Source organism: Allobosea sp. CS1GBMeth4 (genome assembly GCF_900185715.1).
Taxonomy (GTDB): Bacteria; Pseudomonadota; Alphaproteobacteria; order Rhizobiales; family Beijerinckiaceae; genus Allobosea.
Genome location: NZ_FYAS01000016.1, coordinates 169,137 through 182,476, shown reverse-complemented (window position 1 = coordinate 182,476; position 13,340 = coordinate 169,137). Strand labels below are relative to the sequence as shown.

The following is a 13,340-nucleotide window of genomic DNA, read 5'->3' as shown; positions in this document are numbered from 1 at the left end:
TTCCCTCTCGCGCTCCGACGTTAGGGAGCGATATTGTATTTCGTCAAAGTCGTTTTTCTCTCAGCTCTATTCCTCAGGGTTATGCGATGGTAAGGCGGCTCAATCTGCGCCAGGTCGAGGCTTTCAAGGCGGTGATCGAATACGGCACCGTCAGCCGCGCGGCCGAGATGATGAACGTCTCGCAGCCGGCGATGAGCAAGCTGATCGCGCATCTGGAGGAGGATACGGCCCTGCGCCTGTTCGACCGGGTGAAGGGCCGGCTGGTGGCGACACGGCGCGGCATGCGGCTCTACGAGGAGATCGACCGGATCTTCGCCGGCGTGCGCCAGGTCGAGAACGCGGTCGAGGCGATCCGGCGCGACGAGCAGAGCCGGCTCCTGATCGGCGTGATGCCGGCGCTCTCCGGATCGTTCATCCAGGAGGCGACCTCGCGCTTCCTGGCGCGGCAGCCGGGTGTGTTCTGCTCGGTCCAGTCGCGCAGCTCGCAATGGATCGCCGACGCCCTCGTGACGCACAAGCTCGATGTCGGGCTGATCATCGCCCCGGTCGACAACCCTTACGTCGATGCCGAGCCGATGATGGGGCATCCGGTCGTCTGCATCCTGCCGCTGGGCCATGAGCTCGCGGCGAAGGAGGTCATCGTCCCGGCGGACCTCGCCGGGGTCCCGTTCGTCTCGTTCGATCCGGAGAGCCACACCAATCGCAGCATCAGCCGGGTCCTGGAGAGCCATGGCGTCACGCCTGAGGTGGTCATGGTGGCGAACGTCTCGCCGACGCTCTGCGAATTCGTCGCGGCCGGAGTCGGCGTCTCGCTGGTGCATCCGCTGATCGTCGGCGGCCTGCGCGACAGGATCGCGATCCGCCGCTTCGAGCCGGAATTTCAGCTCGATTTCCAGCTCTGCCGCAACCGCGACAGCCGCAACGCCAGGCTGGTCGATGCCTTCCTCGCGAGCGCGCGCGAGGCGGCGGCTGAGATCTCGCGGACTATCCTGACGCCGAATCCAGCCTGATCGCGGCGAGTGCGCCGAGCAGCGGCGCATGATCGCCGTCGCGCAGCCGGCGGCAGGCCCCGATCAGCTGATCCTGCTGAGCCGGCGTTGCGGCGAAGCGGCTTGCCCGCCGCAACTTGTCTTCGAGCTCGGACCAGGAGGGCGGCGCGCTCGCTTCGCCGCGCGGCGCGGTCACCGGCGAGGTGAACGCGCGCCCGGCACTGCGGACGGTGACGCGCGACAGCGTCTGCGCCGGGAAGCGGGCGTCGAGCTCGGGGTCGAGGTGGAGCGAGACCTTCCGCGCCAGGGCGACGGCATCGGGGCGATCCAGCGCCGACGCCGTCAGCGGCAGCAGGGCGCCGGGCCCGTCGATCGCGACGAGCGCCAGGCAGTAGGGGATGCTGAACTGGATGTCGGTGAAGCCGCCGGGCTGCGGCCGGTTGGCGATGCGCAGGGCGCCGGCATAGGTCGCGACCTCGATCGCTTCGATGCTCTCGGGCGCGAACCGATGCTCCGCGGCGAGGCCGAGCAGGGCGTCGACCGGCGCATGGACATGCCGGCAGCAGGCATGGAACTTCATGTAGTTGCGGGCGATGTAGCGCTGCCGGCCGAGGCCGTCGCCGAGCTGCTCGAGCCGAAAGTGCTCGGCCTGATCGAGCAGGGCGAGCGGCCCGCTGTGCCCGGCTTCGGCGAGGAGGAGGGCGTTGACCGCGGTCAGGCTCGACCAGGCGATGCCTTCCTTGACGTCGTTGCCCTCCTGCGCCGGGAAGAGCGGGCCGGCACCGGCATGGAGCTGATTCGGTGCGCTGATGCCGGCGATGGCGAAGGCATGGGCCAGCACGTCCGGCGGCGTCCGCCTGAGGGCGCCCAGCGCCGCGACGACGCCATAGCCCGACCACATCCCGGTATTCGCGTAGAAGCGCCGAGCCGCGCCGACGGCGAGGCCGACCTCGTAGCCGATGGCGATCGCCCGCAGCAGTTCTTCCGTCGTCGCGCCGGACTCCTCGGCCGCGGCGAAGGCCGCCGGAACGATTGCCGCGCCGGGATGTCCGCGTGCGATGCGGTGGCCGTCGTCGAGATCGAGCGCCGCCGCGGCGGAGGCGTTGCACCAGATCGCGCCGGCAAGGCCAGCCCGCTGCCCGGTGAACCAGATGGGAAGGGTTCCGCCGGCCGTCGTCGCCGAGGCTACGCGCCGGACCGCGCGCGGGCCCGGCGCATCGATCCCGGGCAGCGCCGCGGCCACGAGATCGAGAACGACCCGACAAGCCGCTTCCCGCAGATCGTCGGCCAGCGGGTCTTCGCGCGCCTTGGCGACATAGGCCGCGAGCCGGCGTACCGCCTCCACGCGAGACCCCTCAGCGCGGCTTCAGCGTGGTCTTCTCGGTGATCGGCGGGGCGAGATTGAGCGCGCCCTTCAGCTCGTAGCCGAAATCGAGCCTGTCGCTGCGGGCCCAGACCTGACGCAGCTCGAACAGGGGAATCGCGCAGACATCGTCCATGATCTTGCGCTGGGCCTCCTTCCAGAGCGCCTTCTGGGCCTCGGCATCCGGCGCCGTCCGCGCATCCTCGATCTCCTTGTCGGCGACGGCGCAGTGCGAGAAATTGGTGGCGGCGGTCGGGGTGCCCACGGTGGCGCGCGAGTGGAAGAACTCGCTGAGATAGGTGTCGGCGATCGGGAAGCGGGCCGCGCCGTAGAAGACGAGGCCGCTCAGATCCTTGCGGCTCTGGCTCTGATAGGTGGCGTGGTCGACGACCTGCATCTCGAGCTTGATCCCGGCCTTGGCGAGCTGCGCCTGGATGATCTCCATGAAGGGCTGCTGCGCCGAGATGTTGGAGACGATCGCCTTGATGGCGATGCCGTCCTTGTGGCCGGCCTCCGCCAGCAGGGCCCTGGCCCTGGCGAGGTCGAAGCCGTAGCCGACCGAGCAATCCTCGCCGAGATAGCCGGGCGGGACGACGGAGCAGCCCTTGGGCCCGACATCCTTGCCGACATAGCGCACGAGATCGTCGACGTTGATCGCGGCGGCGATGGCGCGGCGCACGCGGATGTCGTCGAGCGGCGGCTGGCTGCGGTTGATGTGCAGCAGCCGGTACTCGCCGGGCCGGAAGATCTCGACGTTGAAGCCCGGGCGGCGGCGGGCGGCATCGACCCAGCGCTGCTCGCGCTTGCCATAGAACAGGTCGAGCTCGCCGGAGGTGAAGGCGAGCTCGCGCGCGCTGTCGGAGGGGATGGCTCGCATCATGATCGTGTCGATCTTCGGCTTGCCGCGGAAATAGTCGGGATTGGCGGCGAGCTTCACATATTGCTGGGTCACCTGTTCGACGAAGGTGAAGGGGCCGGTTCCGACCGGCCTGGCGCCGTAGCGGTCCCCCAGCTCCTCGCCGGCCTTGCGGCTGACGATGTTGCCGCCATGGTAGTTGGAGACGCGGCCGAGGAAATTGACGTCCGGATATTTCAGCGTGACGCGGACGGTGAGGTCGTCGAGCTTCTCGACCTTGCCGATCGCCGAGAAGTCCGAGGAGAAGGTCGAGCGCTTCGGATCGGCGGCGCGCTGCAGCGAGTAGACGACGTCGTCTGCGTCGAGCGTGCCCCAGTCGCCATGGAACCTGACGCCCTTGCGCAGGTGGAAGGTCCAGACCTTGCCGTCCGCGGAGGTTTCCCAGCGCTCGGCCAGATCGGGCTCGAGGTCCTTGGGATCGGCGCTGCCGGGCTTGAAGCGCACGAGACCGTTGTAGAGCCAGCCGATCAGCGACTTGTCGTCGGTCGCGCTGGCGCGATGGGCGTCGAGGGTGGTGACGTTGCTGGCGCCGGAGCTGACCCTGAGAACGGTCTCCTCGGCCAGGGCCTGCCCCTGCAGGCCTGCGAACAGCATCAGGCCCGCAAGCCCGGCGACATGCGTTTTCATCGATTCATCCCCTCGACCATTCTTGGGGCGATTGTGGGGGCCGTCCTCCCAGTCTGTCCAAGTCGAAATCGGGGATGGCGTATTCTGTGAGGTTATGAAGCGGAGCGCCGCCCCGGCTCCCGGAACCGGCTCCGGTCCCGCCGTTCAGGCGCGCGACCGGCCGGGATCCTGCGAAAGGCTCCTCAGGCCGAGCAGCGCCAGGCCGAGCAGCGCGAGCGAGGCCAGCGCGTTCCAGCCGGCGAGCGAGAGGCCGAGGAAGCGCCAGGCGGCCTCGGTGCAGGAGACGACGCGGGTCGTCTGGAGCTGCTTCATGAAGTCCTGCATGCCGGCGGCCGCCGGTGCCGCCGCGCCGCCGCAATCATTGGGCCCGGCGAAGAAGCCCCACTCGACGCCGGAATGGTAGACGCCGAGACCGGTGCTCCAGGCCATCAGCAAAGCAAGGCCGGCCAATGCCGCGAATTGCAGGCGTGGCGAGCGGGCGAAGAGCAGGGCGAACGCGGCGAAGGCGATCGCGGCATAGTGCGGCGCGCGCTGTTCGAGGCAGAGCTTGCAGGGCCGCAGGTGCAGCACGAGCTCGAAGAACCAGGCGCCGGCGATCAGCGCGAGGCTGGCGAGGCCGATCAGCGCGATCAGGCGGCGGGGATCGGCGAGGGGGCGCGCGAGGAAGCCGGTCATGGAATACTCAGCAGGAGAGGAGCTGGCCCGAGCCTGTCAGCAGCTTGAGGCCGAAATAGAGCAGGATCAGGAGCGCGGCGCTGCCGAGCGCGACGAGCTTCAGCCGCTTCTCGATGAAGTGCCGGATGGTCTCGCCGTAATGGCGCAGCAGGAAGGCGAGCGCGAGGAAGCGGGCGCCGCGGGCGAGCACGCAGGAGACGACGAAGAAGCCGAGCCCGATATGGACGGCGCCGGCCAGGATCGTCACCACCTTGATCGGCGGCAGATGCGCCAGGCCGGACGTGGTCAGCAGGAGCAGCGTCATGTCCGGGCCGGCGCAGGCGCGCAACTGCTCGAAGGCGTCGAGCTTGCCGTAGAAGGCGAGGACAGGCCGGGCCAGCGCGTCGAAGGCGTAGTAGCCGAGCGCATAGCCGGCGATGCCGCCCAGCGTCGAGAAGACGGTCGCGATCAGGGCCAGGCGATAGGCCCGCTCCGGCCTGGCCAGCGCCATCGGCACGAACAGGACATCGGCCGGGATCAGGAAGAAGGAGCTCTCGATGAAGGCGACGACGGCGAGCCAGGCCTGAGCGCTGCGGCGGGCGGCGAGCGAGAGCGTCCAGAGATAGAGGCGTTCGAACATCGCCGCCCCTTAGCGGCTGCCGGGGCGCCCGTCCATGGGGCCGATGCGGCGGGAACGGGCGATCACACGAGATTGACCGGCCCTTGCCGATCGCTATAGTCCGCCGCGCCCGCCAGAGCAGGATGCGAAAGACCGGAAACCGGTTTTTCGCATCCTGCTCTGTCTGAAGCGGGAGACGGATTCAGTTCCATCATCGCGACGCAAGGCACCACGATGATGGAACATCCGGCTCCTGGGCCCCTGTGGCGGAATTGGTAGACGCGCTCGACTCAAAATCGAGTTCCGCAAGGAGTGCTGGTTCGATCCCGGCCAGGGGCACCATCTTCGCCGCGTTCATCGCGCCGGTCTTGCGGCGCAACGCGGCGCCCGGTTCCGCCCGTCGCCGCCGGCCCTGTCATGCGACCTGCCTTACTGGCGCAGAGGCAGCGAGCTTGCCTAGCCCGGCGCGCCGGCGATGACGCCCTTGCGGAACAGGAAGCAGCCATAGGGACGGGGATCGCCGACCTGCACCACGGCGAAGGCCTGCTTCGCCGCCACATAGAAGGCGAAGCGCTCGATGCCGGCGAGGGGCTGCGGGCGGCCCAGCGCCCGGTCGAGCTCCGCCTGGACCTCATGCTGGACCTCCGGGACCGCGGCGGCATCTCCGACCACCAGCATGCGCCGCGCCGGCTCGGGCTCGAAATCGTCGATCGGCAGCACCGAAAGGATGGCGCGCGCCGCCCGTGCCATGGTGAGGCCCGGCAAGCGCACCAGCCGGCCGCTGCTGGTGGCGCGCGCGATCGTCTCCGCCGGGTGGTTGGCGTCGACGAGCGCGAGATCGTCGCCATGCCCCATGGCGGCCAATATCCAGAGCAGGTCGGCCGAGAGGATCGGGTCGATATCTTTCAGCATGTCAGCCGCGTCCGCGCTGCGAGAGATAGAGGTTGCGGGCATTGCCGCCGAAGATCGCGGCGCGCTGCGCCTCGTCGAGGCCGGCCAGCAGGGCCTCGGCGGTCTCGAGCCATTGGCCGTAGGAGGCGCGCAGGGTCACCACCGGCCAGTCGCTGCCGAAGATCAGCCGGTCCGGCCCGAACACGGCGAGGAGGTGCTCGACTGCCGGCCGGAGCGTTTCCATCGTCCAGTCGGCGGCCGCCTCGGTGACGAGCCCGGAGAGCTTGCAGACGAGGCGGGGATACGCGGCGAGCGCCGTCATGCCGTGGCGCCAGGCGGCGATGTCGCCGCTGACGAGGTTCGGCTTGGCGCCATGGTCGATGACGCAGGTGAGGTCCGGATGCCGCTCCAGCACCGTGAGCATCGGCGCGATATGGCGCGGCAGCAGCAGGGCATCGAAGACGAGCCCGTGCGCCGTCATCGCCGCGAAGGCCGGCGCCAGCGCGGGACGCGCCAGCCAGCCGTCCTCCGCGATGTCCTGGACCATCGGCCGCAGGCCGACCAGCAGCGGATCGCCGGCCAGGGCCGCGATGCGCTCGGCCACGTCCGGCGCGCCGAAATCGGTCCAGCCGACGACGCCGGCGACGAAGGGCGTCGCCGCCGCGATGTCGAGCAGGTAGGCCGTCTCGGCCTCGGTCGGCGCCGCCTGGACGAGGATGGTGCGGGCGATGCCGTGCTCGGCGAGCAGCGGGGCGAGATCGGCGGGACCGAAATCGCGATAGATCGGCAGGAGCGCCGGCGTCAGCCAGCGATAGTCGCCACGCGCGAGACGCCAGAAGTGCTGGTGCGCGTCGATCCGCATGGCGTCACGCCGGAACCGGAACGTCGGCGCCGAGCAGGCCTTCGCCCTTCAGCTCGGCCCAGAGGGCGGCCGGGACCGGGGCCGAGAGCTCGGCGATCTGGTCCGCGACCTCCTCCGGCCCGACCGCGCCCATGACCAGGCTCGCCACCGCCGGATGGCCGAGCGGGAACTGCAGGGCGGCTCGGCGCAGCGGCACGTCATGGCGCGTGCAGATCGCTTCGATCGCCGCGACGCGGGCGAGGATCCCGGGCGGCGCCGGCCGGTAATTGTACTTGGCGCCGGCGACAGGCCCGGTGGCGAGGATTCCGGAGTTGAAGACGCCGCCGAGCAGCAGGCCGATGCCCTTCTCCCGAGCCAGCGGCATGAAGGAGGCGAGCGCCGGCTGCTCGAGCAGGGAATAGCGCCCGGCAAGCAGCATCGTGTCGAAATCGCCGGCGCGGGCGAAGCGCTCGCACATCTCGGCTTCGTTGACTCCGACGCCGATCGCACCGACCGTGCCGGAGGCGCGCAGATCGTCGAGGGCGCGATAAGCGCCGTCCATGGCCTCGCGGAAGCGTTGCTCGATCATGCCCGCGCCATGGGTCCAGACATCGACATCGTGGATCAGGACGATGTCGAGCCGGCCGACGCCGAGGCGCAGCGCCGACTGCTCGAGCGAGCGCATGGCGCCGTCATAGGAATAATCGAAGCGCAGGCCGTGCGGCAGGCCGCCGAGATAGCCGGAACCGTCGCCCCGGCCGGCGAAGGGTTCGGCGACCCGGCCGATCTTGGTCGAGATCACCACATCCTTTCGTCCCGAGCGGCGCAAGGCCGAGCCGATGCGATGCTCGGAGAGGCCGTGGCCGTAGAGCGGCGAGGTGTCGACCAGATCGACGCCGGCCGCGAGCGCCGCCTCGACGGTCGCGACCGCGCTCGCCTCGTCGAGGCGGGCATAGAGATCGCCGAGCGGCGCACCGCCGAAGCCGAGCGCGGTGACCGTGATGCCGGAGCGGCCGAGAGGTCGGGCTGGAAGCGTGCAAAGGGTCATCGGGAACCGGGTGCTCGGCCGTGTCGCGGCAGTATGTGCACACCAACATGTCAGCTTGCAACCATGTTCGATCCGGACTAGCCTGCCCAGCATTCCGGCAGCCGCGGGCAAGGATGAACCCCGTCGGAACGGATCAAGACGGCCAGCCAGGGCCGCGCATCAATCCAGGGAGGACGTCCATGACCGAGATCTTGAAGCCGACGCGGCGCGGCCTGCTGCGCGGCGCAGCCGCGCTCGGCGCGACAGGCGCCATCGCCTCGCCGCTGGTGCTGCGCGAGGCGCGAGCCCAGGCCGGCTTCAACTGGAAGCGCTTCTCCGGTCAGTCGATCGACGTGCTGCTGGTCAAGAACCCGCGCTCGGACCTGTTCCAGGCCGCCGAGAAGGAGTTCACCGAGCTCACCGGCATCAAGGTCTCCTCCGAGCAGGTGCCGGAGCAGCAGCAGCGCCAGAAGGCGGTGATCGAATTCGCCTCGGGCAAGCCGAGCTTCGACGTCAGCGCGATCTCGCTGCACGTGCAGAAGCGCATGGCCGCCAAGGGCAAATGGTTCGCCGACCTCTCGCCCATGATCAAGGACGCTTCGCTGACCTCGCCCGACTTCAATTTCGAGGATTTCGGCGCCGGCGCCGTGGCCTATGCCCGCCAGGCCGACGGGGCGCTCGATACGCTGCCCTATTTCGTCGACTACTGGATGGTCTACTACAACAAGGAGCTCTTCGACGCGAAGGGCGTCGCCTTCCCGAAGACCATGGACGAGATGGCGGTCGCCGCCGCCAAGCTGCACGACCCGGCCAAGGGCGTCGCCGGCTTCGTCTCACGCGGCCTGAAGAACGCGAACGTCCCGGTCTGGGCCTGCCTCCTGCTCGGCCAGGGCGTCGAGACCACCTCGGCCGATGGCAAGCTGCAGACTGCCGGACCGGAGGCGATCTGGGCCGGCGAGCTCTACAAGAAGCTCAACAAGGACACCGGTCCCGCCGGGGCGGTCGGCTTCAACTGGAACGAATGCCAGACGACCTTCATGCAGGGCCGCGCCGCGATGTGGCTGGACGGCATCGGCTTCGCGACCCCGCTCGAGGACCCGACCAAATCGCGCATCGTCGGCAAGGTCGGCTACGGCGTCACCCCGCCCGGCCCAAAGGCGCATCATGCCGGCATGTTCGGCGACGGCATCGGCATCTCGCGCGGCTCCCAGAAGAAGGAAGCGGCCTGGCTCTATATCCAGTTCATCACCAACAGGGCCCAGCAACTCGCCATGCTGAAGGCGGGCGCCGGCGCGCCGGCCCGCTCCTCGGCCTATCTCGACAAGGAAACGATCGAGAAATCCAAGTTCGGGAAGCAGTATTTCGACTGCCTGCTGAACTCGGCCAAGATCGCCCGCGCCGCGCTGCCGCAGATCGTTCCGGTCACCGAATTCCGCGACGTCTTCGGCGTGGCGCTGACCAACATGATCGGCGGCGCCGACGTCGCGGCGGAGCTGAAGAAGGCGACCGAGGCCTTCGCGCCGGTGCTGGTCAAGAGCGAGCAGGGCTGAGCCGAGCTTGGCCGCCGAACGCGTCATGGTCGGGCCTGTCCCGACCATCCACGTCTTCCTGCGGCCAGGACGGTGTTCAAGACGTGGATGCTCGCCACAAGGGCGAGCATGACGGTGTGAGCTTCCAGAGCCAATAATGACCAGCACCACCCTGCCAGCCAGTAGCCTTGCGAGCCCGGCACAGATCCCCGCGGCGGATTCGCAGGACTTCACGCCGCGCTACTGGCTGTTCTCCCTGCCGGCGGTGCTGATCGTCGCCAGCGTCATCGTCTTCCCCTGGCTGTTCACGCTCTACATGTCGACGCAGGACTGGAAGATCGGCGGCGGCCAGGAGTTCGTCGGCCTGCAGAATTTCGTCGAACTCGCCCGCGATCCGCGCTTCATCGAGTCGATGGGGCATACCTTCTACTACACCGTGCTCGCGGTGGTGCTGCCGATCCTGTTCGGCACGGCCGCGGCGCTGGTCTTCCATCGCGAATTCCCGTTCCGCGGCCTGCTGCGCACCATCTTCGTCATGCCGATGATGGCGACGCCGGTCGCGGTCGCGCTGGTCTGGACGATGATGTTCCATCCCCAGCTCGGCGTGCTGAACTACCTGCTCTCGCTGATCGGCATCGGACCGCAGGCCTGGGTCTATTCGCCGAATACGGTGATCCCGACGCTGATCCTGGTCGAGGTCTGGCACTGGACGCCGCTGGTCATGCTGATCGTGCTCGGCGGCCTGGCCGGCCTGCCGAAGGAGCCGTACGAATCCGCGCTGATCGACGGCGCCAATGCCTGGCACATGTTCCGGCACATCACGCTGCCGCTGGTCTGGCCGTTCATCATGGTGGCGATCGTGATCCGCACCATCGACGCGCTGAAGGCGTTCGACACGATCTTCGTGATCACCCAGGGCGGGCCGGGGACCTCGTCGGAGACGCTCAACATCTTCCTCTATCTGCAGGCCTTCCAGTTCTACAAGATCGGCTACGCCTCGGCGGTCGTGGTGATCTTCTTCGTGATCATCATCATGCTGTCGCTGCTGCTGCTCTACGCGCGCCAGAAGTCGAAGTGGAACGCGTGATGAAGCGCGCTTACGGCATCGGCATCTGCTCTCTTCGCGCCATCTCACACGCGGCGTCATCCCGGGCGGCCGAAGGTCGTCCCGGGATCCATCGCAGAGCTCCGCACTCTACGATGGATCCCGGAGCTCCGCTTCGCTGCGTCCGGGATGACGGCGCCTGGCTCTGCGATGCCGAGGGGAGGGCGCAGCCGTGAAGCGCCTCGCCACGAAATTCGGCTTCTACGCCTCGGTCTTCGTGCTGGTCTCGCCGGCGGTGCTGGTCTTCCTCTGGATGATCTCGCTCTCGCTGAAGAACGAACTCGACAACACCGCCTTCCCGCCGGTGTTCATCCCGAGCCCGCCGACCTTGGCGAACTATCTCGACGTGTTCGAGAAGAACAATTTCGCGCTCTATCTCTGGAACTCGATCCTCGTCACCGGCGGTGCGGTGCTGATCGGCCTCGCGGTCGGCGTGCCGGCCGGCTACGGCATCGCCCGCGGCAAGGCGCACAAATTCGCGATCCTGATCCTGGTCGCGCGGATGACGCCGGCGCTCTCCTATCTGATCCCGCTCTTCCTGCTGTTCCAGATGACCGGGTTGGTGGGCTCCATCACCGCGCTGGTGATCACCCATCTCGTCATCACCATCCCGATCATCGTCTGGATCATGATCGGGTACTTCGAGAACGTGCCGATGGAGCTGGAGGACGCCGCGCGCATCGACGGCGCCTCGACCTGGCAGGCCTTCCGCCATGTCGCGCTGCCGCTGGCCCGGCCCGGGATCGTCGTCGGCGGCATCCTCGCCTTCATCTTCTCCTGGAACAATTTCATCTTCTCGGTGGTGTTAGGAGGCAAGGCGAGCCGTACGCTGCCCTCGGCCGTCTACAACTCGCTGACCTTCGAGCAGATTTCCTGGGGGCCGCTCGCCGCCGCCGCCCTGCTCGTCACCCTGCCCGTCCTGCTCCTGACCGTTCTCGCCCAGCGCGAGATCGTCGCCGGCCTCTCCGCCGGAGGGCTCAAGGATGGCTGACATCGCCGGCGACGGCCTCGTCGCGCGCCTGATCTCCCCATCATCCCAGTCGGACATCTCACGGAAAGACTTCTTGCAATGGCTCTGAATCCCGATCGCTTCGGCCTCTCCTGCGCCATCACCACGCCGATGCGGGAGGGCGGCGCCGTCGACCTGCCGCGGCTCGTCCACCATGCCAGGCATGTGCTCGCCAATGGCTGCGACTCCGTCACCCTGTTCGGCACCACCGGCGAGGGCGCCGCGCTCGGCGCCTCGTCCCGCACCGCCATGCTCGGCGCGCTCGTCGGCGCCGGCATCGACCCGGCGAGGCAGATCTATGCCGGTGTCGCCGCCGCTTCGCTGAGCGCGGCGGTGGAGCAGGCGCGGACGGCGTTGGACATGGGCGCGAAGGGCCTCCTGGTCGCCCCGCCCTTCTACTTCAAGGGCGTCGGCGACGAAGGGCTCTATGCCTGGTTCTCGCAATTCTTCGAGAAGCTTGGCGCATCGGCCCGCAACACCATCCTCTACCACATCCCCTCGGTCACGGCGGTCGACATCTCGGTCGCTCTGGTCGGGCGGCTGAAGACGGCCTTCCCGGGGGTCGTGGCCGGGGTGAAGGATTCCTCCTGCGACTATCCGACGACCGAGGCCTTCCTGAAGGCGCATGGCGAGCTCGCCATCCTCGTCGGCGACGAGCGTCTGCTCGGCCGCGCGGTGCGCGCCGGGGCGCAGGGCTCGATCTGCGGCGTCGCCAACCTGGTGCCTCACCTGTTGCGGCCGATCGTGTACGAAGGCGCCGAGGACGCGGTGGTGAACGCGCTGGTCGACGAGATCTGCTCCTATCCGGTGCTGCCGGCGGTGAAGGCGCTGGTCGGCCATCTCCATGGCGACGACGGCTACGGCCCGATGCGGGCGCCGCTGACCGCGCTCGACGAGAGCCAGCGCAAGGCGCTCTGCGCCGCCTTCGACCGGATCACCCGCGCCAGGGCCGCCTGAGGGAGGCAGACGAGATGAGCCAGTCCGAGCCGGACCGCGAGGGCGAGCCGCTGAAGCTCAGGGAGCGGGCCTATGCCAGCTTCACCGAGCGGCTGCTCGCGCGCGAAATCCGGCCCGGCCAGTTCGTGACCCAGCGCGAGCTCGTCGCCATGACGGGCTTTCCGCTCGGCGCGATCCGCGAGCTGATCCCGCGGCTCGAGGCGGAAGGGCTGATCAAGACCGTGCCGCAACGCGGCATGCAGGTCGCCCATGTCGACCTCAACCTGATCCGCAATGCCTTCCAGTTCCGGCTCTTCCTCGAGAAGGAGGCGACCGTCGCCTATACGCAGACCGCGACCGACGCCGAGATCGCCGAGCAGCGCGAACGGCACGAGGCGATCATTCGCCGGGCCGAGGCCGGCGGCGACGAGAGGCTGATCGAGGACGCCGAGGATGTCGACCGGCGGATGCACGAGGCGATCATCGACCATCTCGACAACGACATCGTCAGCCAGGCCTTCCGCGTCACCTGGCTGAAGATCCGGCTGATCCGGCAGTACGAGACGCGCATCCAGAACCATATCCTGGTCCCCGTGATGCAGGACCACCTCAAGATCATCGCCGCGATCGAATCGCGCGATCCGGACAAGGCCGCCGCCGCGATGAGCGAGCACATCAACAACGCCCGGACCCGGGCGATGAGCTACTGACGGGAGACCGCATGGAAACGCCCCTGTCCCGGAATGACGGCGGGCCCTGAACGGGCGGAAGCCCATCGAGCTGTATTCGAACGTGAATCGAGCCGGAGAACCGGCCAGATTGGGAGGAGACCGA

13 protein-coding genes and 1 tRNA gene are annotated in these 13,340 nt (G+C 68.4%); 7 read left to right on the top strand and 7 right to left on the bottom strand.

Going from position 1 to position 13,340, the window contains the following annotated elements:
• Positions 1 to 86 precede the first annotated feature (86 nt).
• The gene (locus CS1GBM4_RS09710; protein WP_186418496.1) at positions 87 to 1,010 is read left to right on the top strand and encodes a LysR substrate-binding domain-containing protein; all 924 of its coding nucleotides are present in this window, start codon (positions 87 to 89) and stop codon (positions 1,008 to 1,010) included.
• On the opposite strand, the gene CS1GBM4_RS09705 is transcribed toward CS1GBM4_RS09710, so the two are convergent.
• The 4 genes from CS1GBM4_RS09705 to CS1GBM4_RS09690 form a co-directional block, all read right to left on the bottom strand.
• Complete coding sequence (locus CS1GBM4_RS09705; protein WP_186418495.1) at positions 985 to 2,334, bottom strand: MmgE/PrpD family protein; 1,350 nt, start codon at positions 2,332 to 2,334, stop codon at positions 985 to 987. The two genes, CS1GBM4_RS09710 and CS1GBM4_RS09705, sit on opposite strands and share 26 nt — an antisense overlap.
• A 10-nt stretch (positions 2,335 to 2,344) precedes the next feature.
• Positions 2,345 to 3,895 carry an ABC transporter substrate-binding protein gene (locus CS1GBM4_RS09700; protein ID WP_186418494.1) on the bottom strand — a complete coding sequence of 517 codons (1,551 nt, stop codon included), beginning with the start codon at positions 3,893 to 3,895 and terminating at the stop codon, positions 2,345 to 2,347.
• Between the two features lie 144 nt (positions 3,896 to 4,039).
• The gene (locus tag CS1GBM4_RS09695) at positions 4,040 to 4,570 is read right to left on the bottom strand and encodes a disulfide bond formation protein B (RefSeq protein ID WP_186418493.1); all 531 of its coding nucleotides are present in this window, start codon (positions 4,568 to 4,570) and stop codon (positions 4,040 to 4,042) included.
• Positions 4,571 to 4,577: 7 nt separating this feature from the next.
• Positions 4,578 to 5,189: a YqaA family protein gene (locus CS1GBM4_RS09690; protein ID WP_186418492.1), complete on the bottom strand. Its 612-nt coding sequence runs from the start codon at positions 5,187 to 5,189 to the stop codon at positions 4,578 to 4,580.
• Between the two features lie 236 nt (positions 5,190 to 5,425).
• Here CS1GBM4_RS09690 and CS1GBM4_RS09685 point away from each other — a divergent pair.
• A tRNA-Leu gene (locus CS1GBM4_RS09685) sits at positions 5,426 to 5,510 on the top strand.
• Positions 5,511 to 5,624: 114 nt separating this feature from the next.
• Here CS1GBM4_RS09685 and CS1GBM4_RS09680 read toward each other — a convergent pair.
• The 3 genes from CS1GBM4_RS09680 to CS1GBM4_RS09670 are packed head-to-tail and all read right to left on the bottom strand — an operon-like array spanning position 5,625 to position 7,948.
• A complete protein-coding gene (locus tag CS1GBM4_RS09680; protein WP_186418491.1) occupies positions 5,625 to 6,080 on the bottom strand; it encodes an RbsD/FucU domain-containing protein in 456 nt (151 codons plus the stop codon).
• Position 6,081: 1 nt separating this feature from the next.
• The gene (locus CS1GBM4_RS09675) at positions 6,082 to 6,921 is read right to left on the bottom strand and encodes an amidohydrolase family protein (protein WP_186418490.1); all 840 of its coding nucleotides are present in this window, start codon (positions 6,919 to 6,921) and stop codon (positions 6,082 to 6,084) included.
• A gap of 4 nt (positions 6,922 to 6,925) precedes the next feature.
• A complete protein-coding gene (locus CS1GBM4_RS09670) occupies positions 6,926 to 7,948 on the bottom strand; it encodes an aldo/keto reductase (protein ID WP_186418489.1) in 1,023 nt (340 codons plus the stop codon).
• A 179-nt stretch (positions 7,949 to 8,127) separates the two neighbouring features.
• On the opposite strand from CS1GBM4_RS09670, the gene CS1GBM4_RS09665 reads away from it, so the two are divergent.
• From CS1GBM4_RS09665 to CS1GBM4_RS09645, 5 genes are all read left to right on the top strand, one after another.
• Positions 8,128 to 9,477 (top strand): sugar ABC transporter substrate-binding protein, encoded by a 1,350-nt coding sequence (locus CS1GBM4_RS09665; protein WP_186418488.1) that lies wholly within the window; start codon positions 8,128 to 8,130, stop codon positions 9,475 to 9,477.
• Positions 9,478 to 9,613: 136 nt separating this feature from the next.
• The gene (locus CS1GBM4_RS09660; protein WP_186418487.1) at positions 9,614 to 10,543 is read left to right on the top strand and encodes a sugar ABC transporter permease; all 930 of its coding nucleotides are present in this window, start codon (positions 9,614 to 9,616) and stop codon (positions 10,541 to 10,543) included.
• Positions 10,544 to 10,733: 190 nt separating this feature from the next.
• Positions 10,734 to 11,552 carry a carbohydrate ABC transporter permease gene (locus CS1GBM4_RS09655; protein ID WP_244607150.1) on the top strand — a complete coding sequence of 273 codons (819 nt, stop codon included), beginning with the start codon at positions 10,734 to 10,736 and terminating at the stop codon, positions 11,550 to 11,552.
• Between the two features lie 78 nt (positions 11,553 to 11,630).
• Positions 11,631 to 12,527: a dihydrodipicolinate synthase family protein gene (locus tag CS1GBM4_RS09650; RefSeq protein ID WP_186418486.1), complete on the top strand. Its 897-nt coding sequence runs from the start codon at positions 11,631 to 11,633 to the stop codon at positions 12,525 to 12,527.
• 14 nt (positions 12,528 to 12,541) lie between these two features.
• Positions 12,542 to 13,216 carry a GntR family transcriptional regulator gene (locus tag CS1GBM4_RS09645; protein WP_186418485.1) on the top strand — a complete coding sequence of 225 codons (675 nt, stop codon included), beginning with the start codon at positions 12,542 to 12,544 and terminating at the stop codon, positions 13,214 to 13,216.
• Positions 13,217 to 13,340: the final 124 nt, after the last annotated feature.